Source organism: Pseudomonas sp. NPDC087346, from assembly GCF_044744235.1.
In the GTDB taxonomy this organism is placed as follows: Bacteria; Pseudomonadota; Gammaproteobacteria; order Pseudomonadales; family Pseudomonadaceae; genus Aquipseudomonas.
Window position 1 is genome coordinate 122,972 of the sequence record NZ_JBIUXX010000002.1, and the last position, 25,888, is coordinate 148,859.

At 57.7% G+C, this 25,888-nt stretch carries 24 protein-coding genes and 2 pseudogenes; 14 read left to right on the forward strand and 12 right to left on the reverse strand.

Going from position 1 to position 25,888, the window contains the following annotated elements:
* Positions 1 to 2: 2 nt before the first annotated feature.
* The 3 genes and pseudogenes from ACIOZM_RS01815 (at position 3) to ACIOZM_RS01825 (ending at position 5,214) form a co-directional block, all read left to right on the forward strand.
* Positions 3 to 1,058 carry a substrate-binding domain-containing protein gene (locus ACIOZM_RS01815; RefSeq protein ID WP_401208831.1) on the forward strand — a complete coding sequence of 352 codons (1,056 nt, stop codon included), beginning with the start codon at positions 3 to 5 and terminating at the stop codon, positions 1,056 to 1,058.
* 414 nt (positions 1,059 to 1,472) lie between these two features.
* Positions 1,473 to 3,860 (forward strand): annotated as a pseudogene (locus ACIOZM_RS01820) (TonB-dependent receptor plug domain-containing protein).
* Entirely contained in the window at positions 3,850 to 5,214 is a 1,365-nt protein-coding gene (locus tag ACIOZM_RS01825; protein ID WP_401208834.1) for an APC family permease, read from the forward strand. The pseudogene ACIOZM_RS01820 and the gene ACIOZM_RS01825 overlap by 11 nt, the downstream one beginning before the upstream one ends.
* Here ACIOZM_RS01825 and ACIOZM_RS01830 read toward each other — a convergent pair.
* The 6 genes from ACIOZM_RS01830 to ACIOZM_RS01855 form a co-directional block, all read right to left on the reverse strand.
* Entirely contained in the window at positions 5,211 to 5,672 is a 462-nt protein-coding gene (locus tag ACIOZM_RS01830) for a DUF3574 domain-containing protein (protein ID WP_401208836.1), read from the reverse strand. The genes ACIOZM_RS01825 and ACIOZM_RS01830 overlap by 4 nt on opposite strands.
* A gap of 122 nt (positions 5,673 to 5,794) precedes the next feature.
* Positions 5,795 to 7,294, reverse strand: a complete 1,500-nt coding sequence (locus tag ACIOZM_RS01835) for a hypothetical protein (protein ID WP_401208839.1) — start codon at positions 7,292 to 7,294, stop codon at positions 5,795 to 5,797.
* A 45-nt stretch (positions 7,295 to 7,339) separates the two neighbouring features.
* Entirely contained in the window at positions 7,340 to 8,236 is an 897-nt protein-coding gene (locus ACIOZM_RS01840; protein ID WP_401208842.1) for a LysR family transcriptional regulator, read from the reverse strand.
* 49 nt (positions 8,237 to 8,285) lie between these two features.
* A complete protein-coding gene (locus tag ACIOZM_RS01845; protein ID WP_401208845.1) occupies positions 8,286 to 9,467 on the reverse strand; it encodes an MFS transporter in 1,182 nt (393 codons plus the stop codon).
* Positions 9,468 to 9,572: 105 nt separating this feature from the next.
* Entirely contained in the window at positions 9,573 to 11,957 is a 2,385-nt protein-coding gene (locus ACIOZM_RS01850; protein WP_401208847.1) for a DUF3772 domain-containing protein, read from the reverse strand.
* 72 nt (positions 11,958 to 12,029) lie between these two features.
* Positions 12,030 to 12,497: a metallophosphoesterase family protein gene (locus ACIOZM_RS01855; protein WP_401208849.1), complete on the reverse strand. Its 468-nt coding sequence runs from the start codon at positions 12,495 to 12,497 to the stop codon at positions 12,030 to 12,032.
* A 215-nt stretch (positions 12,498 to 12,712) separates the two neighbouring features.
* Here ACIOZM_RS01855 and ACIOZM_RS01860 point away from each other — a divergent pair, with 215 nt between their 5' ends.
* From ACIOZM_RS01860 to msrA, 3 genes are all read left to right on the forward strand, one after another.
* Positions 12,713 to 13,126 carry a PaaI family thioesterase gene (locus tag ACIOZM_RS01860; RefSeq protein ID WP_401208851.1) on the forward strand — a complete coding sequence of 138 codons (414 nt, stop codon included), beginning with the start codon at positions 12,713 to 12,715 and terminating at the stop codon, positions 13,124 to 13,126.
* A 182-nt stretch (positions 13,127 to 13,308) separates the two neighbouring features.
* Positions 13,309 to 13,557 (forward strand): hypothetical protein, encoded by a 249-nt coding sequence (locus ACIOZM_RS01865; protein ID WP_401209244.1) that lies wholly within the window; start codon positions 13,309 to 13,311, stop codon positions 13,555 to 13,557.
* A 121-nt stretch (positions 13,558 to 13,678) separates the two neighbouring features.
* Positions 13,679 to 14,185 (forward strand): peptide-methionine (S)-S-oxide reductase MsrA, encoded by a 507-nt coding sequence (msrA, locus tag ACIOZM_RS01870; protein WP_401208854.1) that lies wholly within the window; start codon positions 13,679 to 13,681, stop codon positions 14,183 to 14,185.
* 49 nt (positions 14,186 to 14,234) lie between these two features.
* Here msrA and ACIOZM_RS01875 read toward each other — a convergent pair whose 3' ends face one another.
* Complete coding sequence (locus ACIOZM_RS01875) at positions 14,235 to 14,891, reverse strand: O-methyltransferase (RefSeq protein WP_401208856.1); 657 nt, start codon at positions 14,889 to 14,891, stop codon at positions 14,235 to 14,237.
* A gap of 112 nt (positions 14,892 to 15,003) precedes the next feature.
* On the opposite strand from ACIOZM_RS01875, the gene ACIOZM_RS01880 reads away from it, so the two are divergent.
* The gene (locus tag ACIOZM_RS01880) at positions 15,004 to 15,648 is read left to right on the forward strand and encodes a TetR family transcriptional regulator (RefSeq protein WP_401208858.1); all 645 of its coding nucleotides are present in this window, start codon (positions 15,004 to 15,006) and stop codon (positions 15,646 to 15,648) included.
* 79 nt (positions 15,649 to 15,727) lie between these two features.
* Here the strand turns inward: ACIOZM_RS01880 and ACIOZM_RS01885 are convergent, their stop codons facing one another.
* The gene (locus ACIOZM_RS01885; RefSeq protein ID WP_401208860.1) at positions 15,728 to 16,825 is read right to left on the reverse strand and encodes a tetratricopeptide repeat protein; all 1,098 of its coding nucleotides are present in this window, start codon (positions 16,823 to 16,825) and stop codon (positions 15,728 to 15,730) included.
* Positions 16,826 to 17,021: 196 nt separating this feature from the next.
* Here ACIOZM_RS01885 and ACIOZM_RS01890 point away from each other — a divergent pair, with 196 nt between their 5' ends.
* From ACIOZM_RS01890 to ACIOZM_RS01905, 4 genes and pseudogenes are all read left to right on the forward strand, one after another.
* Positions 17,022 to 18,077 carry a Rieske 2Fe-2S domain-containing protein gene (locus tag ACIOZM_RS01890; protein WP_401208863.1) on the forward strand — a complete coding sequence of 352 codons (1,056 nt, stop codon included), beginning with the start codon at positions 17,022 to 17,024 and terminating at the stop codon, positions 18,075 to 18,077.
* A gap of 34 nt (positions 18,078 to 18,111) precedes the next feature.
* Positions 18,112 to 18,276, forward strand: a pseudogene (locus tag ACIOZM_RS01895) (rubredoxin); the annotation flags it as partial.
* Entirely contained in the window at positions 18,262 to 19,470 is a 1,209-nt protein-coding gene (locus ACIOZM_RS01900) for an FAD-dependent oxidoreductase (RefSeq protein WP_401209247.1), read from the forward strand. The pseudogene ACIOZM_RS01895 and the gene ACIOZM_RS01900, both read left to right, overlap by 15 nt.
* 158 nt (positions 19,471 to 19,628) lie before the next feature.
* On the forward strand, positions 19,629 to 20,588 hold the full coding sequence (locus ACIOZM_RS01905; protein ID WP_401208866.1) for a LysR family transcriptional regulator: 960 nt from the start codon (positions 19,629 to 19,631) through the stop codon (positions 20,586 to 20,588).
* A 43-nt stretch (positions 20,589 to 20,631) separates the two neighbouring features.
* Here the strand turns inward: ACIOZM_RS01905 and ACIOZM_RS01910 are convergent, their stop codons facing one another.
* A complete protein-coding gene (locus ACIOZM_RS01910; protein WP_401208869.1) occupies positions 20,632 to 21,063 on the reverse strand; it encodes a GNAT family acetyltransferase in 432 nt (143 codons plus the stop codon).
* Positions 21,064 to 21,136: 73 nt separating this feature from the next.
* Positions 21,137 to 21,592 carry a VOC family protein gene (locus ACIOZM_RS01915; protein ID WP_401208872.1) on the reverse strand — a complete coding sequence of 152 codons (456 nt, stop codon included), beginning with the start codon at positions 21,590 to 21,592 and terminating at the stop codon, positions 21,137 to 21,139.
* Positions 21,593 to 21,736: 144 nt separating this feature from the next.
* Between ACIOZM_RS01915 and ACIOZM_RS01920 the strand changes: the two genes are divergently transcribed.
* The gene (locus tag ACIOZM_RS01920) at positions 21,737 to 22,171 is read left to right on the forward strand and encodes a GFA family protein (RefSeq protein ID WP_401208874.1); all 435 of its coding nucleotides are present in this window, start codon (positions 21,737 to 21,739) and stop codon (positions 22,169 to 22,171) included.
* Between the two features lie 19 nt (positions 22,172 to 22,190).
* On the opposite strand, the gene ACIOZM_RS01925 is transcribed toward ACIOZM_RS01920, so the two are convergent.
* Positions 22,191 to 22,709, reverse strand: a complete 519-nt coding sequence (locus ACIOZM_RS01925; protein WP_401208876.1) for a DUF1993 family protein — start codon at positions 22,707 to 22,709, stop codon at positions 22,191 to 22,193.
* A 486-nt stretch (positions 22,710 to 23,195) separates the two neighbouring features.
* On the opposite strand from ACIOZM_RS01925, the gene ACIOZM_RS01930 reads away from it, so the two are divergent.
* A complete protein-coding gene (locus ACIOZM_RS01930; protein WP_401208878.1) occupies positions 23,196 to 23,909 on the forward strand; it encodes a DUF695 domain-containing protein in 714 nt (237 codons plus the stop codon).
* A gap of 409 nt (positions 23,910 to 24,318) precedes the next feature.
* Here the strand turns inward: ACIOZM_RS01930 and ACIOZM_RS01935 are convergent, their stop codons facing one another.
* The gene (locus ACIOZM_RS01935; protein WP_401208880.1) at positions 24,319 to 24,681 is read right to left on the reverse strand and encodes a DUF6124 family protein; all 363 of its coding nucleotides are present in this window, start codon (positions 24,679 to 24,681) and stop codon (positions 24,319 to 24,321) included.
* Between the two features lie 479 nt (positions 24,682 to 25,160).
* On the opposite strand from ACIOZM_RS01935, the gene ACIOZM_RS01940 reads away from it, so the two are divergent.
* Entirely contained in the window at positions 25,161 to 25,880 is a 720-nt protein-coding gene (locus ACIOZM_RS01940) for a class I SAM-dependent methyltransferase (protein WP_401208883.1), read from the forward strand.
* Positions 25,881 to 25,888: the final 8 nt, after the last annotated feature.

The following is a 25,888-nucleotide window of genomic DNA, read 5'->3' on the forward strand; positions in this document are numbered from 1 at the left end:
GTATGCACGGTTCAATCAAGCAGTTTGCCCGTCATTGCCTCGCTGGTGCCGTGTTGTCGGCATTGGCCGTTAGCGCTCAGGCCAAGGCCTTGCCCGGCGCGCCGGCGCCGTTCGACAAGGGGCAGGTGCAAATCGCCCTGGTGGGTTATCTGTTTTCCGGAGACTTTCCTGAAGCGTATCTGCGCGGCGTGGAGAAACAGACTGAAGCGCTGGGCGCCAATCTGCGAGTGTTCGATGCCCGGCAGCAGGCGGCGAGTCAGGGCGAAATGATCGATCAAGCCATCGACCTCGGCGTTGACGGCATCATCGTGCAATTGGGTCTGGCCGAAACCCTCAAGGGGCCGATTGACCGGGCCATCGCCAAGGGTATCAAAGTCGTCGCGTTCGACGTTGATATCGGCAGCGCGAAGGTGACTCAGGTCGAACAGGATCACCATGCACTGGCGCGTTTGGCGCTTGAGCAAGCGGTCAAGGACAACGGCACGCGGTTCGATGCCGGTTACGTCTACATCAGCGGTTTCACACCGATGGAGCGCCGCGACGAGATCTGGAGTCAGGTCAAAGCGGCGAATCCCGGGATCATCGAGAAGGCGCGATTCGGCACGCTCAATCCGCCGATTGCCAACTCGGTGGCCGATCAGGCCAGCGCAGTGCTGCGGGCCAATCCGGGGATCAGCGTGATCTTCGCGCCGTTCGACGAGTTCGCCAAAGGCGCGAAAATCGCCGTGGATGAGGCGGGGCTGGGGCAGAAAGTGAAAATCTACAGTGCCGATATTTCCACCGCCGATATTCAGATCATGAAAGAGCCCGATAGCGCCTGGGCGGCGACGGCAGCGGTCAACCCGCAAGTTGCGGGGGCGATCAGCGTGCGCAGTCTGGCGATGTTGATTGCCGGGGAAAATCCGGGGCATCAGGTGCTGGTGCCGCCGACGTTAATTACCCGGCAGCAGTTGCTCGATCTGGATGTGAAAAACGTTCGTGACCTGGCGCAGAAACTCCCGGCGTTTGGCGATACGGCGAATGTGGCGAAGGCCTCATGGATTCCCGTGGCGAACTAGAAACCCCGGATTCAACAAAAAACCTGTGGGAGCTGGCTTGCCAGCGATGAGGTCAGTTCAGCCAATATCTATTTTGACTGACACACCGCTATCGCTGGCAAGCCAGCTCCCACAGGGGGGCGTTGTTTAACTTCTATTAGTTGTTGGTTAGTTGGTTTAGTGTTTGTCAGGCAACACTTGTGTTGCTCTAAATACATTCCGTTAGTCTGATCTAACCTAAGTGTTATTGGTTCTTTTGCCCAGACTGAAGACTCGTCTAGCATGGGCTTTCTGGGGTGTTGTACTCACTGTTGGTCGCTGCGCTCGCGTTATTCCCTGATTTATAAAACTACAGCAGACATTGCCGTGCATTGACTGTCGACTGCTTATTGTCGGCGGCTGCCGGGTATTAGCTGCGATTCAAGGAGCTGTTATATGCATTACCGTTCCCGTTCGTTATTGGCCGTCGCTGTTGTAGGTGCGATCTGGCAACTTCCCGCAAAAGCCGAAGAAACTTCCGCGCGCAGCGACGATGACACACGGCTGGGTACCGTGTTGGTCACTGGCACTCGCGGCACTTCGCGTACGGTGCTCGATTCGCCGGTGCCGGTGGATGTGCTGACCGCCGAAGATCTTAAGTCCGCAGGCGCCGCTGACGGTGAACTGGGCGCGGCATTGCAGACGCTGTTGCCGTCGTTCAGTTTGCCGCGTCAGTCCAACTCCGGTGGTGCCGACCATATTCGTGCAGCGCAACTGCGTGGCATGAGTCCCGATCAGGTACTGGTGTTGGTCAACGGCAAGCGCCGGCACACCTCGGCGGTGGTCAACGATTCGTCGAAGATCGGTCGCGGCACCGCCCCCGTGGACTTCAACTCGATCCCGATCAGCGCGATCAAACGCATCGAAGTGCTGCGTGACGGTGCGGGTGCGCAGTACGGCTCCGATGCAATCGCCGGGGTGATCAACATCATCCTCGACGACGCCCCTGAGGGCGGCGAAATCTCCACCAGTTACGGCGCTTATCACACCCATCAGGACGCCATCGACAAGACCACCACCGATGGCCAGAACAGCGTGACCACCGCCAAGATCGGCACACGCCTTGGCGAGGAGGGCGGGTTTGTTCGTGGCGGTACCGAGTACAAGAACCGCAACCCGACCAACCGCGCCGGGTTCGACGGTTTTGCCGATACGCCGGACCAGCGCAACTATGTGATGGGCGATGGCCTGGCGCGGGACGTCAACCTCTGGTTCAACAGCGAACTGCCGCTGGCCGGGGGCAAGGCCTATTCCTTCGGCACCTATAATCAGCGGCACACCACGGGCGCCGAGTTCTATCGCTACCCGTACGAACAGCCGCAGTTCTACCCCAACGGCTACTTGCCGCAATCGCTGGGCGACAACAAGGACATCTCCGCCACGGCTGGCTTCAAAGGCATGATCGGCGATGAATGGGACTTCGACAGCAGCGTCACCCACGGCCGCAACCGTTTCGATTCTTCGACCCGCCGCACGCTCAATGTCAGCCTTGGCGAAGACTCGCCGACCAAATTCGATACCGGCGATTACGAACTGCGCCAGACCACCAGCAACCTCGATTTCAGCCGTGAACTGCGCCTCGGCGAGCGCTCGTTTGTGCTGGCGGTGGGTGGCGAATATCGTTATGAAAACTATCTGACCTATGCCGGTGATGAGGCTTCTTACATCGGTTCCGGAGCCGACGGCGCCAACGGCCTGCGCCCGAGCGAAGAGTCGGACCTGGATCGCAATGTGTTTGGCACTTACGCCGAGTTGTCCGGTGATCTCACTGACCGGTTTTTCGTCGATGCCGCCACCCGTTGGGAGCATTACGACGACGCCGGCAGCAAACTCACCGGCAAGCTCAGCGGCCGCTACAAACTGACCGAACAATGGGCGCTGCGCGGTGCTGTATCGAACAACTTCCGCGCACCGTCGCTGGCGCAAAGCGGCTTCCAGAACACCACCAGCAACTTCGGTGATGGCGGCACGCTGACGGACATTCGTGTGCTCTCGGTCAATGACCCGATTGCCCGCGCGCTCGGCGCTGAAAAGCTCGATCCGGAAACCTCGAAAAACTTCAGCCTCGGCCTGACCTTTCAGTTGAACGAGCGCTTCGATGCCTCGCTGGACGTGTTCCGCATCGACGTCAAAGACCGCATCACGCTGTCGCAACGCATCGGCAGCGATGCGATGGAGTAATACATCAACGACAATTTCGGTGTGGCGGGCGTCCACGACGTCAACTTCTTCACCAACGCCGCCGACACCAGCACCCACGGCGCTGAACTGGTGCTCAACTACCACCAGCCGCTCTACGACGGGCAGCTGGGGCTGACCGGCGCCTACACTTATAACCACACCAAAGTCACCAGCACCAAAGGCACACCGTCGCAACTGACGGCGCTGGGTATCGGCAACGACGCTTTGGTTGGCGTCGAAGAGACCAACACCCTGACCGACGCCGCGCCGAAAGATCGTTTCATCTTTTCCGCCAACTGGGCCAGCGAGCATTGGGGTTTGCTCGGGCGTCTGACCCGTCAGGGCGAGACTACCCGGGTGTTCGATTTCGGCGACTCGCAACCCGAGCAAACCTACGGGGCGGTATGGCAACTGGACGCCGAGGTGACTTATAAATTCACCCCTAAATTCAACATTGCCCTGGGTGGCAACAACCTGACCGACAACTACCCGGAACGCTCCGGTTCGGCGATCAACTACGGCGGCAATCTACCGTATGACGTGTTATCGCCAATCGGTACCAACGGCGCCTATTACTACGCTCGCGCTACCTATGGTTTCTGATGCGGGACCGGGCAGGCATCTGCCGGTTTTCCAGGCATTGCTGATCACGCTGGGGATGGTGATCACCACTGACATCCTGAAAACCGCACCGACCGTGGCGCAGAACGTGGGGCCGGATTATTTCTATCTGGTCTGGGTGCTGGGTGGTTTGTCGTCGATGGTCGGGGCGCTGTGTTTTGCCGAGATGGCCACGGCGTTTCCGCATCCGGGCGGCGACTATCACTTTCTACGTACGGCGTATGGCGAGCGCATGGGTTTTCTGTTCGCCTGGTCGCGTTTCTCGGTGATGCATACCGGGTGGATTGCCTTGTCGGCGTTCATGTTCGCTGATTATTTCAACGCGGTGGTGCCGCTGGGTGAGCATGGCTCCGGGTGGTTTGCCGGCGCGGTGATCGCTGCGCTGGTGTTGCTTAATCTCACGGGCAAACACATCGGGTTCATCACGCAGACGTTGCTGGTGAGCCTGCTGGCGCTGGGTTTCCTGAGCATTGTCAGCGCAGGACTCTGGTTGGCGTGGCAGGGCATTGAAGTCTCAGCGCCGAGCGTGACGGTCACGCCGGAAAACACCGGCATGGCCGGATTTTCGGCGTCGATGATTTTCGTGTTTCTGGCCTTCGGCGGCTGGAGCGATGCTGCGACCTTATCGGCGGAAGTGCGCGACGGACGACGCGGTATTTTCATCGCCATGCTCGGCGCACTGACGCTGCTGATGGCGATCTATCTGGCGCTGAACTGGGCGTTCGTCCGTGGTTTGGGCTTCACAGGATTGGCGGCAAGCAATGCGCCTGCGGTGGAGTTGTTGAACCGCGCGTTCGGCGCCCCGGGGGTGATGCTGATTCTGCTGATGGTTGGCATCGCGGCGATTGCGACGATCAACTCGACCTTGCTGGTCGGAGCGCGTACCACGTATGCCGCTGCACGCGATGTGCCGCAGTTGCGCAGTTTTGGCAATTGGGACGAGCGTCATGGCGTGCCGCGCAAAGCCTTGCTCGCGGAGGGCGCGGTGGCGCTGTTGCTGGTGTTGTTCGGCAGTTTTACTCAGAGCGGATTCAACACCATGGTCGAGTATCTGACTCCGGTGTACTGGCTGTTTCTGAGCTTGAGTAGTGTGGCTTTGATCGTTCTGCGCCGACGTTTTTCTGATGTGCCGAGGCCGGTCAAAGTGCCGTTGTATCCACTGTTGCCGTTGCTGTTTTTCGGCTTGTGCCTGTACATGCTCTATTCGAGCGTGACGGTGGTGGGGTGGGGCGCGTTTTTGGGGATTGGGGTTTTATTGGTGGGCGCGGTACTGCTGGCAGTGTTGAGCCGCCTGGCGTCGACGCCTCGGCAAGCTCTTGAACAGACCACCGATTAGAACGAAACCTCAGCGGGTTGCGACAAACGTAACACCGACAAGTCCCCGGTAATCCGCTTGTACGCCAACCGAATCGCCTCGATGTCACTGCTGTGCTTCGGACTGTTCTCGTGCAGGATCACGATGACTTTGGTGCTCAAGCGCTCAGGCTCTGTCGCCCCATGATCCCGCCACTGCCCATAAGCGTCGAACGCAGTGAACCCGTCAGGAAAGCGCGGCGTGACTTCCTTGTCGAGAAACTCACGCCAGCGCGCCGGGCTGACAGCGCCTTCCCTGCCATCCACCGAACCCACCGAAAAATACAACTCGGTGCGAATCCATTGCGCCTGTGCTGGACGCGTGGCATCACCTTGCAGGGTTGAACTGGCGGGATTTGTGGTGTGGACGGAAGCCGCAGGAGGGCTGGCGCAACCGGCGATTGCTACAAACAGTGCCGCCAGTAAAAGACGTTGAGGCATGGAGCATCCTTATCGAACGTAGAGGTGAACGCTCGGAGTATAAGGGTGCGATTTGACAGGCAATAAAGACCTAAAAAGCAGGCTCCTAGGCGCTTCGGGAATAACCCCGAAGCGCTCGGTATCTACTCGGCTCGCTCTATCTTGAACTGACCATAACCACCGGTTCGTCCGAGATCCACACGCACAAACATCCCATAAGTCTGCAGGTAAGCGTAGGTCGAGGTGTTTTGGCCGTTGTGGTAATCCTCGCCGGTACAACTGATGACTTTGGCTGTACCGCTCAGCGACGAATAAAACTCGCTGGCAGGTTTCTGCGAATCCACGTTGCACTCCATTTTTCTGTCGACTAGCACCGGCGCTTTTTTGTATCGGGGGCTGGATCTTTGCACCGTATAACTCAAACGCGTGCCGACCGTCATGGTTGCCCAGTCGCCCTGGAACTTGAGGTCGGTGATTACGTTTTCTTTCACTCTGATCAGGTCATGTTCATTGGTGTATTCAACCTCGGCCAGTTCAGTCAAACCTCGAAAACTTATCGTGACCCGTTGGCGTGATTGGGCGTTAACCCGCTCGGTCAGTTGTTTGCCGGGTTCGTATGGAAGATAAGTGATGTCACTTCCCATACGGCCCAACTCACGGCGTTTCGCATCGCTCTGGTAAACGTACGAGAGGCCCGACTCGTTGGCCTTTTTTTGCTCGCTAGCCTCATTGAAGTCTTTGAAGTACAGGCGCAGGTGCTGGATGGATTTTTCCGGTGCGGGCAACTGCAAGGCGTCGATGGCTTTTACCACCGAGGCGGGCAATTGCGGCTCGGGTAAAACAAAGGACGTTTGGTGTCGTCCTTCGAATGGCTTGTATTGATCCAGCGAGGTCTGCGTACCGCAGGCAAGTGTCAGCAATTGACGATCATTGGCACCGAGCGTTTTCTGGGCAACGGGCTGCTGGATCATCGCTCCGCCGATCACGCGGTTTTGCTTATCAAGGTAAAAAGTACTGAGCGCGGTCAATCGTTGCTGCGCACAATCGGCGCTCCAGCGTTGCCGTGCCTGCACGTAGAGGCCATCGTTGCGTGGCATCAGCGCTTCGGCAGCCGGAACCCGGGCCGACCAGAACAGCGTTTGCTGGTCTTTTTGCATCAGGCTGGCGCGGTCAATCAACTGCCAGTCCTGATGATCAGGCGCCGAGATTACTCGCCATTGAGGTGCCGGTACCTGAGTGCACACCTGCTTCAATTGCGCGCTCTGCAGAAACAGTTTTTTCTGTTCGGCCGGCATCTGTCTGGCCTCTGACGTATCGCTGCGGCGATCAACCGCAAACCGCATCATTCCCGCGGTAGTGAGGTGAGCCATTTGCGCGTCCGGAAGGTGGCAGTCGGCATCAAAGCGTACGAGGTGCCGGATGTTGTTTCCCTCGATCGACATCACGACATAGGTGACGTGATCGCCTTCACGGACAATGGAACTCGGGTCGGGCTGACCTGCCATCGCCGCATCGAATGCCATCTGCCCCATTGCATCGAAATCGGTAGCTGTCTGTTTCTTTGGTGGGCTCTGGCACCCGGCAAGCGCGAGGGCAATGGTGAACAAAGACAAACATTTGAAGCGGTGGGTCAAGGCTTCCATGCGTTTACACGTCATCGGCGAGAAAAGTGATGGCATATTAACATGTCACTTGATGACCGCCTGAGTCGTGAACGCATCGAGCAGGTAATCGCGCACATACAGCAGACTCGGGCTCTGCATCACGCTTTTGCTCCACACCAGATACAACGCGTTGACCGGCGCTTCAGCCAGTGGCGTCGGTGTGAGCAAGCGTCCGTCAGCGATGGCGTCGGCGCACTGGTAGTCCGGCAACACGGTCCAGCCGTGCCCGCCGAGCACCAGCTCCTTGATGATCCGTAAATCGGGAATGGTCAGCGCCGCTTGCAGTTGCGGCGCGACCTGAAACATCGACGTCCATAGTGGCCGCACCAGTGCCAGATCTTCATCGAAAGCAATCAGTGGCACCTGCGTCAGTTGTTGCTGAGAGGGGTTGTGCCCAAGACGCTCCAGCAGACTCGGCGCGTAAACCAGCAACATGCGCTCGGTCAGCAGATGCGCATAACCGTGAGACTGCTCGTCAGGTATCGAAGCGGTGATCGCGAAGTCGATCTGCTTTGATTCGAGCATCTCGTAGATGCGTTTTTTCGCACCGGTATGAAAGCGCAGGGTAAAGCCTTCGTTCATCAGCGGTGCGAGGCGAGAGGCAACCTGCGAGTGGATGAAGTCCGAAGGACCGACCAGGTGAACCGTGCCGCCCTTGATCAATCCCGGACGCAGCGAGGCGATCTTGCTCTCCAGACCATCGAGAAATGGCGCGACGGAGCGCGCCAGTTCATCCGCTGCATCGGTCGGCTCGACGCCGCGCGGCAAGCGTAGAAACAGCGGCTTGCCGACCAGCGCTTCAACCGCCTGAATATGCATCGATGCGGCGGGTTGAGTGATACCCAAATGCTGCGCAGCCCTGGAAAACGACTTGGCGCGGTAGGCTTCAAGGAACGTGCGCAGATGGGTAAGGTGGCTCATGGTGCGACGGCGCCTGACGTGTGGTCGTTCGTTTTACCATGACGCCGGTTTATGCGCATGCCGGGGAACGTTGCTGCGGCTTGCGCAGCATCTGACTGAGGATCAGCAGCAGACCCAACGCAGATATCGCCGCGCCCGCAAGCCCGACATAGCCCAGGCCTGCTTGGCTGATAGTGACACCGCCGAGCACCGAGCCCAGCGCAATCCCTGAATTGAAACCAGCAATATTCAGCCCTGCCGCCACACCGTGGGCATGCGGTGCATGACGTTCGGCGACACCGATCAGCCGCGCCTGCAACGCCGGTACTGCGGCGAAACTGAACATGCCGAGCAGGGCGACCAGCAAGCCCATCATCAACGGTGAACCGGAGAAGGCCCACATGCCCGCCGTCACTACGACGATGCCGGCGATCAACGCTGCGCTGGCTCGGTCCACGCCCCAGGCATCGGTGAGCTTGCCGCCCAACACATTGCCGATGGCCGCCATCACGCCGTACAGCAACATAAACACGCCGACGGTAGCCGCCGTGGTGCCGGTTACCTCAGTCAGCACTGGCGCGATGTAGGTGTACGCGACAAACGAGCCGGCATAACCGAGCACGGTGACCAGCGCACCGGCCAGCAACTTGCCGTTGAGCAATGCCTTGAGGCTGTGCAAGGCCGATCCGCCGTCAGTCGCGGTCGGCAGCGGATCACGCATGCCGAACAACAGCCCGAAAAATCCAATGGCGCCAAACACCGCAATCGCCGCCAACACCAGACGCCACGACATCACGCCACCGAGGTAGGTACTGATCGGCACGCCGATGGCCATCGCCAGCGTAAATCCACCAAACACCACCGCCACTGCGCTACCGGCACGCCCCGGACCCGCCAGACGCGCCGCCGTGCTCGATGCCACCGCGAGAAACAATCCATGGCCCATCCCGGCAATGAACCGCGCCACCAGCATCAGCGTCAACGTCGTGGAAAACGCCGCTGCCAGGCTGCCGACACTGAACACCAGTGCCGTGACCAACATGACATTCTTGCGCGACCAACTCGCGGTCAACGCACTGAAAATCGGCGCCGACAGCGTGGCGCCCAGGGCGTAAGCGGTAATTGTTGCGCCGGTCGCTTCGACATCGACGCCAAGGCTGCGCGCCATGACGTCGGTGAGGCCGATCGGGACAAACTCGGCAAGGCCCAGCGCGAAAGCGCTGAGGGTGAATATGTAGATGACAAAGGGCATGGGAGCCTCTCGCGGAAGGGGAAGATGGCGAGAGGCTAGGGCGCGGGTACATATAAGTGAAATTGGCGATTTCGCGTATGGGTATAAATCTGTTTATGGATGGCGTCAGGTTGCCGCTTCGGGCTTCGCCAACTCAATCCCCGCAGCCCCCAAACGCTTGAGGATCTCGAAAAGCAAATCACTTTTCGTTACTCCGACAATCCTCGGACTGCCGACATAGCCGGTCACGGTCAGCGTAATCCCATCCGGCGAGAGCTTGCTGAAACGAACGAACGTCGCCGGTTTATCGAGGATGGTCTGGTTTTCCTCATAGGTGTCGAGCAACAGGTTTTTGACCTGTTCAGGGTCGATATCCAGCGGGAACATCAGCTCCAGTGTCGCCACACCCTGAGCGCTGCCGCCAAGCGTGACGTTACGCAGGTTCTGCGAGATCAGTTGCGAGTTGGGCACGATGACGATGGAGCGGTCGCTGAGCTGGATTTCAGTGGCGCGCACATTGATCCGGCGAATGTCGCCTTCAACGCCGCTGATGCTGATCAGGTCGCCGACCTTGACCGGGCGTTCGGTCAGCAGGATCAGCCCGGAGACGAAGTTTTTGACGATCTCCTGCAAGCCGAAACCGATACCCACTGACAAGGCGCTGACGATCCACGCCAGATTGGTCCAGCGCACACCGAGCGACGACAGGGTCAGCAGGATCACAGCGGCGTAACCGATGTTCGAGAACAGCGTGCTGAGCGAGGCGCACATGCCCGGGTCCATGTCGGTCTTGGGCAGGAACTCGTTGTCGAGCCAGCGGCGCAGTGCGCGTATCAGATAGATGCCGATCAGCAGCGCCAGCACGGCGTTGAGCAAGTGCGCCGGGACGATGTTCAGTTTGCGCAGCCCGGCGCCGCCGAGGATTGTCAGGATATTGCTGATCAGTTGCCCCAGCGTGGTGCCGATGCCGCCGACAAACAGGCTGATCACCGCCAGCAGCAACAAAGCGGCGCGGCCGGCACCGGACAACACCGTCGACATTTGCTCAAGGCGTCGGTCACCCACGCCCAGCAACTGCTTGAGCGCTTTGCCGCTGGAGTGGCGGGGCGAGAACAGGTATTCGCAACCGTCCTTGAGCAACTGGATCAGTAGATAGAAGCCGGCCAGCACGATGTACGACCAGACCAGTTCATAGGTGATGAAACGCGCCAGCGAAACATAGCCAGTCAGCAGCGCAATTATCGACACCACCATCGAGATCGTCGCGGCTGACCAGATCACCCCGGCAAAGGTGTTGCCAGTTGCCGCCGGGTCGCCGGAAGCCACCATCGCCTTGCGCACTTTGCCGACGCGCAACAGCATCGTCACGATGATTATCATGACCACCAGCGCTACGACGCCGCGCTCGGACACCACAATCTGACTGCTCATGCCCACGGCATTGCTGACTTGCACCAGCGTGACCAGCACCAACAGCGTTCCGGCAAGGATCAGCGGATAGGGTTTCAATGCGAGCGCAACCGGATCGGCAATCCCCGGCAAGCGCCATGACGGGTGTTCGGTCGATAGCAAGGCGCGGCTCAGACCGGTGATCAGCACGCAGGCATACACGGCTTTTTCGAATTCTTCGGAAAAGGTCGCCAGAATCGGCGTCAACGGCACATGTCGAGTACAGGCATAAAACAGCACTTGCAGGGCAATGCCGGTAGTGACGATGGTTGCCAGTGCCGATGCTGATGCCAAAGAACTGCGGCGCAGGCGTCCCTCGGGCATGCGGTGAATGCACAACCACGCCAGTCCACGCTCGGCGAGTCTGCGGCCGATAAGCCAGATAATCAGCGCCAGTAGCACCAGCACGCTGGTGTAAAAGCGCTCACCGGATTTCCACACCGTGGCCCAGGTCTGTTCTATCTGATCGATAAACGAGCCGAAGCGCTGACGGTCGTCCAGTGTAGGGTTGACCAGCGGCGCCCAGAAATCGGGGCTCAGAATGCTGCTGGTGCGCAGGGTCAATTCGCTTTCCAGCAGCGAGCGACGAATACCGGCGATCTGCGTGATCAGGTCGGCAGCGCTCTGCTTGAGCGCGGCCAGATTTTCCAGCGTCGCATCGACCTTGCTTTTCTGCTCGGCGAGCGCGCCTCGTTGCGCCGCCAGATCGGCCTGTTCCGACGCGATAGTGTTAGCCGGCGCGGCCCCCAGCACATTGAGTTGCACCGCCAATTGCGCCTGCTGCGGCAACAGCGACGCAGACAGTTGATCAACATCGGCAATGAACGCCTGCACCCGATCCTGAGGGCCTTCGAGCTGGTTGTAATTATTGGCCGCTGAAATCTGCTGTTTCAGCCCGTCGAGCCGCAGTTGCAGGGCTTGCAGATCGCTTTGCGAAACATCCACCACTGGCGTCGCGGTGACCACCGTAGCCGCAGGCAACTGCGCAGCGCAGAACATTGCACCGCCGGGAAAAAGCAGGGTCAGCACGATAAAAAACAGCGACTTCAACGCAATACGCATGAGCGTGCCCGACTCCGGTTGATCACATAGCCTTTGAGGTTAGGTGATCGTGCCGGGCAGGGAGGAAAAGTTTCAGGTGGGTGGGGCTAGAAGGTGGATCAGTTGCGGGCTCAGGGTATCGCTCTGCACATCCAGCAAAGCCAGTGTGACGGGCAATTTGAAGCGTCGACGGCCGGCACTTCCGGGGTTCAGGTAAAGGACATTGCCGCGCCATTCGATGCAGGGTTTGTGGGAATGGCCGGTGATGATCAGGGTGATATCGGGATCGAGTTCGGCGGGAACGTCGGCGATATCATGGATCAACAGGGTTTTGCAGCCGTTCAAATCGAGGATGAGCTGATCAGGAAGGTCACTGGCCCATGGCAAGTCCAGATCGTTGTTGCCGCGAACGGCGTGAACCGGTGCGATGGCGGCGAGTTGCTCGAGGATCTCCGGGTTGCCGATATCGCCAGCGTGAATGATGCGCTCGCAACCTTGCAGGGCGGCGATGGCTTCGGGGCGGAGTAGGCCGTGGGTATCGGAGATGATGCCGGTTTTCATGGGAGAAGACAGTGAGAAAGGGGTTTCTGGAGGGTAGCAGGCTGCTTACAAGACTCCAATTGACCAGCCAATGCGCTGGTGGTCGTTGATCAATCTTCGTAAATTCCACAGACGTATAGTGGTTGGCGCATTGCGCGATTACCCATAAACCCTCTGAGTTGAATCCACGTATTCAGGTCAACGATGCCGGTCGGCAATCGGCATAAGGAGGGAGCATGAGTGCTACAGCAATTCCCGAGGGTTTTACTCCGTTTACCCGTAGCAGTCCGTTACTTGATTTACTTGGCCCGATCTATGCGAAGGGCAGCGGACTGCAATTGGAACTGGGACTATTGACCGACTCACGACATGCCAATGGCCGCGGCACTTTGCATGGAGGTGTATTGGCGACGTTAGCCGATGTGGGGATGGGCTACGCCATGGCATTCTCCAGCGACCCCCCGCAGCCATTGATCACAGCGAGCATGACTCTGGATTATCTCGGCGCAGTGCAAATCAATGAGTGGCTGGAAGTACGTCTTGAGTACTCCAAGAAAGGTCGTCAACTCGCGTTTGCGGCTGTCAGCTTGCATGTGGGAGAACGAACAGTTGCGCGCGCCAGTGCGGTGTTCGCTGTGCCGATGAGTTGAAAGGGCTGGTCCATCAGGGCGTTGGCTGTCAATTGAGCAACGGTTCTGATGTTCATCAGATGATGGGTATCAAATCGCATTACGCCGTAAAAGAATTTGAACCGCTCTTCGGCACGCTCACCTAATGAATAGCCTCTGGATAATCCCACAGGCGATGTGCCAATACCGGCATGATCCAAGAGGTGGTCAACGTGGCTAAAGACGAGAAGAAAAGCAAAGGTGAAACTTCCAAAGCCAGCAAGGAGTTGAAAGACAAAAAGTCATCACCGACGAAGAAAGCTGCTTCGGCTTCGGCCCTTTCGAAATCTTCCGATAAGAAAGACAAGAAAAAAGATGCTGAACCAAAAAAATCCGCAAAAAAAGCTGATAGCAAACCTGAAAAGGCCAAGAAATCAGATAAGACAGAAAAAACCGCAAAAAAGAAAAAATAACATCCCCAGTCCGCTAGGGCTTTGCGCCCTAGCTACTTCAGTTCACGCACGACCTTGGAATCGCCCAATCCGCCCTCATAACAATGACTACACCCAACATCCCCGAGAGGAACCACCGACCATGACCAGTCAAACCGAAACTGCCATTCTTGCCGGCGGCTGCTTCTGGGGCATGCAGGATCTGCTGCGGCGCTACCCCGGCGTGCTGCACACCCGCGTCGGATACAGCGGCGGTGACGTGCCGAATGCCACTTACCGCAATCACGGCAACCACGCCGAAGCCATCGAAATCGTTTTCGATCCGGCGGTGATCAGCTATCGGCAGATCCTTGAGTTCTTCTTCCAGATTCACGACCCGAGCACGGCCAACCGGCAGGGCAATGACCTTGGCCCGAGTTATCGCTCGGCGATTTATTACCTCAGCGAGCAACAGCGCGATACCGCCGAGGACACCGCTGCCGACGTTGACGCTTCAAAACTCTGGCCGGGGCGAGTCGTCACAGAAATCGAACCGGCGGGGCCGTTCTGGGAAGCGGAGCCGGAGCATCAGGATTACCTTGAGCGCATTCCGAATGGCTACACCTGCCATTTCATCCGTCCGAACTGGAAGCTGCCGAAGCGCGCCTGAATGTCATCGGGGGCCACCCCTCAATCGGTGGCTCCCATAAACGCCGGTATCAGCCCAGTCGCATCGACAACTCAATGTCATCGGCAAACGGTACGGACAGATAACCGTTCTCCGGCGCACGCACGTAAGCCAGATATTCAGGGCAATAATCGGTGTTGTCCGCGATCACCAGAGCGCCCGGTTTCAGATGCTTTTCGACCAGGTTCAGCACGTCGCCATACAACGCCTTGGCGCCATCGAGCAGGAGCAGATCGACTGATTGCGGGAGATCGCTTGCCAGGCTGAGCAACGCATCACCTTCACGAATCTCCACCAGATCGCTGACGCCACCTTCAATAAAGTGATGGCGCGCCAGTTCGATTTTCGACGGTTCGAACTCGCTGCCGATCAGCACGCCACCACCGTTGTCGCGCAACGCTGCCGCCAGGTGCAGGGTGGACAGGCCGAATGAGGTACCGAACTCGACGATGGCTTTCGCCTTGGTGTTGCGCGCCAGCATGTAGAGCAATTTGCCGGTGTCGCGGGAGACCGGCAGCCACAGATCCTTGAGCATTTCGTAAAGTTTCAGGTAGTCGGTCTTGCTGTGCATCAAGCGGTCACGTTCTTCATCGGACACGCTGCTCAGCACCGGGCTGGTGGCGGCAGAAGCTTGGCTGTAGAGGCGTTCGATCAGGCTCGCCAGTGGCTCAGTGGTCAGGGTTGTCATGATTGATTTCCGTCGGTTGGGGATTAAGATGCGAGTGATTCGTCGCATTTAAATGATGCGATTGATTCACCCCATCCGCTATTCGCGTTTCCCCTCGACGCCCGGGTTGCCCATGACCAATCGCCAGACCGCCCGTATTTCCTCACGCAAACAGCCGCAGCAGGCACGCTCCACCGATCTGGTGGCGGCGATTCTGCAGGCGGCTATTCAGGTTTTGACCGAGCACGGCGCCACCCGTTTTACCACCGCACGGGTGGCGGAAAAGGCTGGCGTCAGCATTGGCTCGCTGTATCAATATTTCCCCAACAAGGCTGCGATCCTGTTCCGGTTACAGAGTGATGAGTGGCTGCAAACCACGCAGATGTTGCAGCAGATTCTGCAAAATCTCGAACAGCCTCCACTGGGTCGCCTGCGCACTTTGGTGCAGGCGTTTATCCGTTCGGAGTGCGACGAAGCGCAGATGCGCGGTGCGTTGAACGACGCAGCGCCGCTCTATCGTGATGCGCCGGAAGCTCACGAAGTGCGCGCAGCAGGGCGGCAGATTTTCGCTGGCTTCATGCTTGAGTTGCTGCCTGAGGTCGGCGAGTCAATTCGCGAAGCGGCCTGCGATCTGATCCTGACCACGCTCAGTTCGGTGGGGAAAGATTTTTCCGGTAGCCCGCACAGTGAGATGGAAATTACTGTTTGTGCCGATGGCTTGGCGGACATGTTCAGCGCTTACGTTGTGGCGCTCAATCAGCGGCAAGAGCCCCAGTAATCGCCGTCAGACGGGGGCTGCCGTTAAGCGTACTTCCAGATCGGCTGTATAGGAGCGGCAGATAAACGGCCGTCGCTTCCTACTGTTCGCTTGTCAGATCAGCGTGCAGTTCCTTGATGCCCGCCGGGTTTGAATAGAGGTGTTCCAGAGCCAATGTTTCTGCAAGTTGTTGCGGTGAAAGCGCATTTTCTTCTTTCTGCAGTTGCATGCGCATGGGGCCCGCAATATCGCTTGGCAGCGTCTTTTTGAGCGCCACACGCAATAACCCGCAGGCCTTGAGTTTGTTCCGTTTGATGCCTTGCCCATTATCGACATGAATGGCGAGAGTCACTAACGCCATAGCGTGTCCTTGAGCGGCGGCCTGCAACAACCAGCGATTCGACAGTGGATAGTTCACTGGCACATCACCGCCATTACTGTAGAGATAGCCGAGGACGAACTGTGCGTTGACCAGACCATGGTCGGCCGCGCGGGTATACCAATGCAGTGCGGCGGATAGGTCTTTGGGGGTGCCAGTGCCGTGTAAAGTCGCCGCTCCCAACATTTCGAATGCAAGGCTATCGCCGGCATTGGCCGCTTGGGTGAGCAATTTCACCGCGTGGTCAGGGTCTGCCGGGACGCCTTTGCCGAAAAAATAGAGGGTACCCAGTAGCGTCAGAGCCTCGGAATCGCCTTGAGCGCCTGCCTTGCTGGCCCAGTTGAAAGCCTGCTGTTCGTTTGCCTCGATGCCGTTACCTTTGTAGTAAAGGGTAGCGAGTTGTCGTTGAGCTTTGGCATGACCTTGCTCGGCAGCCTTGCTGAACCATGCCGCAGCTTGGACAAAGTTCGTCGGCGGCCCCGCAATGCTTGCAACCCCCATAAAATATTGAGCGTCTGCGTTCCCGTGGTCGGCCGACTCAGCTATCCACTGAAGACCCTTTGGCCGATCAACATCAATACCTCGACCGTAATACTGAATGATGCCGAGCTTGTACTGTGCGACACGGTCTCCGTTCTCTGCTGCGCGTGAGTACCAGTCTGCTGCTTTGGCAGGGTTACGGCCAACCACCAGCCCATCTTCATAGGCTGAAGCAACTATGGCAGTGAGGCTGTAAGGGCTCCGCCACAGGCTGACAACGAAAGAAACAACAAGAAATGATGTGAGGCTGAGCAGTAGAACAACTAAAGACCGACGCAATTTTGAATCCGTTCATGAGTGGTAAGCGGGAAGTGTATCCATGTTCAATCCCACATAACCAACATGTTCCTCGCGACATGGGCACGACCGGCTCAACTCCCTAGCATGAAATTCGCACTCGTAGTCCGCACGGCTGGCCAAGCAGCTCGCGGACTCGCTTTCTTTCAGTGCCATTTCAAAATAAGGAAAACAGCACATGTCCATGGCCGCCATAGCCTGTCAGACCGTCACCTGGAACCCGATCACCAAGTCCAGCACCTTCACCGCGCAAGACCGCGAGATTCTCAGCCAGCATTGGCATCCGGTGGCTTTTTCTGCCGACGTCACCGACAAACCTTACGCCGTCACGTTGCTGGATGAACCGGTTGTGCTTTACCGCGCAGGCGGCAAATTGAATGCCGCACGGGACATTTGCAGCCATCGCGGCGCACCGCTGAGCAAGGGTTGGGTGCAGGGCGAAAACATCATTTGCCCTTACCACGGTTTGCACTTCGGCACGGATGGCCGCTGTACACGGATTCCATCGGAGCCGAACGCCAACCTGACCGAGCGTCATCGCATCCAGATGTACTCGACGCGCGAAGACTACGGGATCATCTGGGTGCTGATGTATGGCGCCAGCGCACCGTTTGCTGAAATGCCGTCGTGGCATGACGACAACTTTCAGCAAATCCTTCCGCCATCGATTGATATCGCCGCGTCGGCCGGACGCCAGGTCGAGGGCTTTATCGATGTCGCGCATTTTGCCTGGATTCACCACGAAGCCTTTGCCGAGCGGGACAATCCCGTCGTGCCGACCTACAAGGCCGAAGTCACGCCGTACGGGGTTCATGCCGAGTACATCAGTAACGTCAGCAACTTCCCCAAGAGCATGCAGCATCGGGCGCCGGACGATTTTCTCTGGAGCCGTTCGTTCGATGTTTTTGCGCCGTTCACTGCACGGTTGACCGTCAATTTTCCCGACCCGGAACATCGCTTGGTGATTCTCAACGCCGCCAGCCCGATCTCGGCGCGCAAGACGCGGATGTTCTGCGCGATCACCCGCAACTTCGACAAGGAAATGCCACTGGAGGACGTCTACGCGTTCAACCAGCAAGTGTTCGAAGAGGATCGCGACATCGTCGAGCTGTGCCGCCCGGAAGACCTGCCGCTGGACCTGTCGCTGGAAATCCATATCCCCGCCGATCGTTCCTCCACCGCCTATCGTCGCGCCCTGAGCGCACTCGGTTTGGGTCGAGCCTTCACCAGCTAACACCGCCGCGTATCGATTGATTGGAGTAACGAACATGTACAAGTGGGAATGTCTGGTGTGCGGCTTCATTTACGATGAGGCGGCGGGAATTCCGGAGGATGGCATCGTTGCCGGGACACGCTGGGAGGACGTGCCGCAAGACTGGTTCTGCCCGGATTGCGGGGTTGGCAAAGCGGATTTCGACATGATCAAAATCGCCGCGAGCGCAGAGGAAAACCGTCCGGCACCTGTGCAGCCTGAACCGGTGATTATTCTGGGTTCGGGTCTGGCCGGTTACACCGTGGCTCGCGAACTGCGCAAACTGAACGCCGAGACACCGATCCTGATCGTGACCCGCGATGGCGGGGAGTTTTACTCGAAACCGGCGCTGTCCAACGCCTTTCAGACCGGGCGCCTGCCGGATCAACTGGTCACGTCCAGCGCCGAGCAGATGGCGGCGCAACTGCAAGCGCAAATCAAGACTCGCACCTCGATTGAGCGTATCGACACCGCAGCGCAAACGATCACCATCGATGGCCGGCCACAGCGCTATAGCTCACTGGTGTTGGCGTTGGGAGCCGATGCGCGGCGACCGGCGCTGCAAGGTGACGGGGTCGACGCCATCGTCACCGTCAACGACCTGGAGGATTACCGACACTTTCGTCAGCAGATCGGCATTGATAGCCGCATAGCGATTCTCGGCGCCGGGCTGATCGGCTGCGAGTTCGCCAACGATCTGCGGCATGCCGGGCATGACGTGTGCGTGGTTGATCGCGCCACCTGGCCGCTGAGTCGGCTACTGCCTTCGGAGGCCGGAGACGCGATGGCAAGTGCGTTGCAGTCGATTGGCGTGAGCCTGGAACTGGGCAATGCGCCTGTCGCAGTCCAGCGTCATGGCGCGGGTTTCCAGTTACAAATGGCTGATGGTCGTGTGCTTGAGGTCGACTATGTGCTGTGTGCGATTGGTCTGGAACCGCGAGTCGAACTGGCGCGTGCCGCTGGCATCAAGGTGTCCAACGGCATCGTCACTGACGCTTGGCTGCGGGCGAGCGCCAACAATGTTTATGCCTTGGGCGATTGTGCGCAAGTCCACGATCTGGTGTTGCCGTACGTGATGCCGATCATGCTCCAGGCTCGCGCCTTGGCTCAGACGCTGGCGGGGCAGCCGACGGCGGTTGCCTATCCGGCGATGCCGGTGACGATCAAAACCAGCGTTTTGCCGACGGTCGTGGCTTCGCCAATGGATGCCGAGGGGCTGTGGTCAACCAAACTGGCGGGGCACTGCGACAAGGGCATCGCCAACGTGCGATCCACTTATCACGATGAGCAAAACCGGATGCGTGGCTTCGTGCTGATGGGCGCTGCTATCCAAGAGAAAGCTGAACTGCTGAAAACCCTGCCTGATTGGCGCTGAAGCGTTTTGCGCAGGAGGGCGCCGAGCCACTGATAACCTTGCTTTGTCCTGATATGGACGGTTTTGGGCTTATCGCTATATAGTCATCTATATAGCGATAGGCTTTCCGCGCAAAATCGTTGGCAACAGGGAATTGCCCAATAAGAAAAGAGGCTGCTGTGTCCAACTCTCTACCCAACTGCGATGCCCAACTGATTCGTACGCTGTACACCTTGCTGACCGAATGCAGCGTTTCACGCACCGCCGAAATGCTCGGGCAATCCCAGCCTGCAATCAGTGTTGCTTTGCGCCGGCTACGTGAGCTTACTGGCGATCAACTGCTGGTCCGCAGCGGAAGCCGCATGGTGCTGACCACCCACGGGCTGACACTGATCGAACCTGTCTCGCAGGCACTCAACGGTATCGAGCAGATACTGCACCCGGTCGATCTGTTCGATCCCGCCACCACCAAACAAACCTTTCGCATCAGCACGCCGGACTATCTGAGCGTGTTCTTTGTCCCGGCGATCATCGAGCTTTTCTACGCACAAGCCCCGCACGCCACGCTGGAACTCAAGCACTTGCAGGCCGAGGGCGGTTACTCGCGAGGACTGGAAGATGGCTTTCTCGATCTGGTGATAGGTAACTGGCGAACGCCGGCAGAGCACCTCTATCTTCAGTCATTGTGCGACGACGATCTGGTGTGCCTGCTGCGCGAAGAACACCCCATCCAGCCAGGCTGCCTGACCCGCGACGCCTACATGGAAGCGGACCATCTGGCGGTCATGACCAACCACGCCTCGGGGCAGGGCACCATCGGCGATGAACTGGCAAGAAATGGCCTGGTCAGGCGAGTGAAAACCACCTTGCCGTACTTCTGCATCGCGCCTTATGTGCTGGTCAAATCGAACCTGGTGTTCACCACCACCCGCTCATTCGCCAAGCACTACACCGAACTGTTGCCGCTGCGGATCGAGCCGTTTCCGGTGCCTGCGCAACCGTTGCGGTATTACCAGTTATGGCATGCGCGCAAGCATCGTTCGCAGGCGTCGAAGTGGTTGCGCAGTGTGGTGTTGGCGGCGGCGAATGCGATTGGTCATGAAACGTTGCTGCCGATCAATCAGGAGCGCGGGCATTGATCGTCGCAGCAACGCTATGGACAACATTCCTCGCAACTATCCGCTAGCCGATGTTCGATTCGATCTTTTTGCCCATGCTGATGCGTGGTTCGGTCGAGTAGCCCAGAGATTCGTAGAAGGTTTTCACGCTTTCATTTGTATTGACGATTTGCAGGTTGATTTTCATGCACCCACGTTCAATCAACGCGTCCTCGGCATGACGAACAAGCTTTGCGCCCAAGCCATTTCTGCGATGTGAGGGATGAACTCCAACCGAGTACAGCCAGCCACGATGGCCGTCGTATCCCGCGAGAACCGTACCGATAACCTCAACTCCAGCAAGAGCAACAAAAAACAGTCCGTCTGCAACCGCGAGTTTTTTGTCGATAGCCAGACCGGGAGCGTTATGCGCGGTTTCGTAACCAAAAACGGTTTCCCATAGTTCCACAACAGAGCGTCGATGATGTTCGTCTGAGTAGTCTGCAATAGCATCCATGGCTTATATCTCGAATTGGATCATTATTTTGAAGTGGGGAGAGCGCTTGACGCATTCGCGGCCAGAACGTCTCTCAACCGAACGCCTCGTCGACAAATACCTCCAGCGCCTTGTCTTCCAGGATCTCGATTGAGAAATGCCCGAAGCGCTTGGGCAACCAGATGATGCGTTTTCCTGACGGAGATTGCAGGTCTGCCAAGGTCAATGGCTTGCCGTTCTCGTCTTCTGGCTGCACTCCGTCGCTGATCAATTCGGCATAGGCAATCTCGATGTCCGGCGTCGAGTAGCAGTGACGATAAATCATCCCCTCACCATGAGCGTCCAACAGGTCTTTCAGGTTCCCGGCCAGCGGTTGTACCAACATGAAACGCTCCTGACCAATCAACGCAATCGCAAAGCGTACGTGCAGTCCACCGCGATCCCAGATAAGCGTTTTGGAGATTCTGGCTTTCAGAATCTTCGCGTAATACGCGCAGGCTTCTTCGAGGTTGCTGACCAGTACGTCTACGTGACTGAACTTCAGTTCCATTGGGTGTTTCCTGTTGAATGCGGGCGCCGCGTGGGTTGGTGAGGGTTACATTCGCAACGGCCCTGAGTAGGATGCGGCTTTGACCATAAGAAACTTCATCATGCAAGCGCAAGCGCTGCAGCTACGTTTCCCAAGGAGAGTTCCATGACAACAGGGCAGTGCCTTTGCGCCGCTGTACGCTTTTCGCTCACCGTTGAGCCGCGCTTCTTTTATCGCTGCCACTGCAGCCTTTGCCGCAAGCAGACCGGCGTTGGCCACAACCTCGCCACACTGGTCAACGCTCGCGACTTTCGCTGGGAAGCAGGGCAGGACTCGATCAGCAGTTGGCGCAAGCCCAGCGGCTATAGAAACGACTTCTGCGCACATTGCGGGTCGACCGTGCCCAATCCACTTCGTGAATCGCCTTACGTGTGGATTCCGCTCGGACTGCTCGACGATGATTTGAGCATGGAGTGTGTTGGCGATTTTTGCGTGGATGACGCGATGTCATGGGATGCGCAGCGCTCGGCGAACAGTCATCACGGCGCCGTGGAGTCGCTGGAATTTCTGCTGCGAGAGCTCCGGGTCAACGCCGATTGACCCGGAGCTTCATCTGAAATTACTTCCGCAGATACGCGAACATGTGCTGCACGTAATCAGCCTTGCCCAGCGGCACACCGTTGTGGCGCAGGATGTTGTACGCGGTGATCAGATGGAAATAAAACTGGGGCATGGCCCAATTCAACGCGTACTCGCTGCCGGTCATGTCGAAGGCGATGCCATTGGGCAAATCGATAGCGATTTGCCGATCCGCGCCGGCATCAATCTGCGCAGGGTCCACCGCAGCAAGCAGTTTCAGCGTGCGTTCGATCAACGCCTTCGCCGCCGTCAGGTTCTCGGGAAGCGTGAGGGGGATCAGCGGTTGTTGCGTCAGTCGCTGAACCGCGTCCAGCGCCTGAGTACAGGTGTGCTGAACTTGCCGGGCGAGGGTGTGCATGTCCGGCGCAAGGCGTGCTTCGAGCAAAACCTGCGGGTCATAGCCGCGTTCAAGTGCGCAAGCTTCGCCTTTGGATAAAAGAGCTGACAAGGATCGCAGCATCTGGGCGAAGGAGGGGATGGTGACTGCGTAGATCGACATGGTTGTTCCCTGAGTGATTGTTCGAAAATAGGGCGATCAGCAACGTCCAAATATGCTCTGCCCTGAACATTTTTTCCTGTTTTTTAAAGTGCACTGTTTACGAGGGCCTCTTTAGGCCGATTCGCTCAATAACTCGGTAGCTCAATCGCATCAGCCTTGGGAGAAAGGGTTTTTCCGAACAGGGTTTTAAACCCCGGTGCAGTGGCCGTCCGCAACACCGTGCGGCCGATTGCGATGCCAAGCCGTGAATGCGGGGATGCCAGTCTCGGCGCGAATTTGGGGACGCTTTGTGCTTGGGCAACGTAAGGACGCATCAGTCTTGCGTAGCTAGTTTTCTGGAGTGATTGAGGGATGGTATTTGCGCCAAAGCGGACATCGGTTTCTAGTAGTAATATATCTCCGCAAAAAGACCATCGCTCGGTTCATCCGCAATGTCCTCGTTTTTGCTGACCTCTTGAACCCGCCACACCCTCCAAGGAAGGCAACTTGAAGCACTCAAACACCAACGTTTCTGAAAGACCAATAACCGCATTGCCACTCGTTCTGTTGTTGACGCTGGCAAGCGTATTCAGCGCAGGATGTTCCCATGCCCCCCCCAAAACGGTCGAACGCGATCCATGTCTGGACGCAGGTCCAGCCAAAAGTACCGACTACGATAGTTGCGTAGCAGATCGGAAGGAACGCATAGCGGAGGCACTTAAAGCCCTTCTCGGCGATCGGCCTGCCTATGACCGGCCACTACAACTCGCTGAACCGGACGAGAGCTCTTTTCAATTATCCGACTTTCCTGACTCGCCAAGTCCCGCTATTTACCGCATCGTTCATTCGATATCCGCGAGCGAGAAGCAGGGGTTGCCCTTCAAGGTCAAAGTCACTTGGAAACACACCACAGCAACCTCGTTGCTGGCGCCTCGGGATCGCGCACGGATGGCTGAAGTGGAAGGCTTGATACAATCGACCGTGACAGACAGCCGGTCAGCGAAGTGGGTGTGCACGGTCACTGGTGTACATCAACGGGAGTGGATTTTCTACGCTCTAAGTGACGACGCATTTATTACCCGAGTACAGGCAGCGTTGGCACCGACCGGGCCTTACCCTATCGAGTTAAGTAGCCGTAAAGAGCCTGAATGGCGTACTGATGGATCAAGTGGCGAGCTGTCTCAACAGATACAGATCACGCCAAAACAGTGTGTGGAGTAATGCAGGCCGTTGAGTAAGCGATCTTTAATCGGATGTGTTGCACACTTTAGCGTTAGCGAAAAACTGGATTCCGAGTTAAGGACCACCGCACTGGAAGCATCCTGAATTTTGGGTTTCTTGCTTGGGATTCAAAGTCGCATATTAACCGCAGGATCCATAATTGGGTGTCTGAGTTAGTCTGATTCGGCCAATTGCTGTCTGTCGTCACAGACTGCTTTGGGTCGGAAACTGACATCAGCTAGAAGCAGCTTTCAGCCCACGCCGCGGCCTGCCTTCTGAAATTTTAGTCTGGTTTTTTATCACCGATGGTTTTGAACATTTATTCCAAAGGGCTCGAAAATGGAATTTCTTCAAAGCGCTCATTAATAGTCCGCGACGAAAGGGCATCCACGCGCCACGGACTACCGGATTACTTCACCAACTCAACCCTGTCCAGTGCCCGATTCACCGCCAACTCCCCAAGCATCACCACCTGCGCAATCCCCAACAGCGTCTTGCGCATCGGGCCTTCCACCAGTGCGGCGACGTCACCGAGCATCACGGTTGCCGAGGCAAGTGATTCGCAGGCGTTGGCCAAGAGGGATTCGGTGTCGGTGTCAGGATTGACCCGGAACATGCTGCTGGGTTGGTAGGGTGTCGCCATGATTGCGGCGGCGGGTTTGAGGTAGTGATCGAGAGCGCGTTCGGCGGCATCGTGGAGTTTGTTCGAATCGAGGGATTCGTACGGGGAGGCCGGATCGGTTTCCGGTGGGTTGGGTGTCACTTTGATCATAAGCTGAAAACTCCTGAATAGAGCCGCTTCACCTTCTCTACTAAAAGAAGGGTGGCAGCTGTGTGCAGGTTAGTAGACCGGGGAGTATTCAGCATTGACCGGCGCGCCGAAGCGCCCTGCACACAGCCACCATCAAGTTCAGACAGGAATATCTGACTGACAGCGCTTTGCACAACTGAAAAACACCACGGGCTACTAAACCCGATCACTGCGAATCAGTGACCGAACCAAGTTACCGGTGGCCCTCCAGGCGCACAAGCCGGCGGATTCTGGCTTAGTCGTAGGTAATGGCGCAAGGCGTTGTAGCCTTCTGGACGTAACGCGGGGTGTCGATTAAACGACAGCTCCAAAGGTCTTAAACGCCAACAAAGAATCCGCCGCAAACCCCCATTCCCCACAGGAATGCAGCGCATAAAATTATTGAATTTTTCATATCTCGAATCCCGGCGTAGCTTGCTCGAAAGACAAGGAGAATCGCCGTGACCTCAACCCCGTCCCACAACCCCGCAGCAAAATTCGACACCTCCCGCGCCAACGAATACGCCACTCAAAGCCGTATCGCTTTGGCCGGTTACGACGCCTGTCACGATCTCGCCGCGTGCATGTTGGCGGCGCAGCTTGGCGAATCGCGTCCGGCGAAAGTGTTGGTGGTGGGCGCCGGTGGTACGGCGCAGGAGATCATTGCGATGGCTGCGTTGGAGCCTAGTTGGCATTTCACCGCAGTGGACCCGTCCGAGCCGATGCTGGGCGCGGCGGTGCAGCGGTTGAGCGCGAGCGGTTTGATGCACCGGATCGATATGCATCTCGGACACGTCGAAGATTTGCCCGCTGACGCGTCATTCGATGCCGCAACTTTGATCGGCGTGCTCCATCATTTGCATGGCGACCAGCCCAAGCAAGATCTGCTGCGTTGCGTGAACGAGCGGCTGAAACCGGGAGCGCCGCTGATTGTGGCGAGCAATCATTACGCCTACGCCAGTCAGCCGTTATTGCTGCAAGCGTGGGGGCAGCGCTGGCGACAGCAGGGCGCGACGGCGCAGGAAGTGCAGGCCAGACTGGGAAAGATTTTGCAGGGCGCTGATCCGCCGCATTCCGAGGCAGCGGTTCAGGCGTTGTTGCATGAGGCGGGATTTGGCGAGGCGACGCGGTTTTTCAGCAGTCTTTTCTGGGGCGCGTGGCTGACGTGTAAGAACGTCTGAGAGAAAAG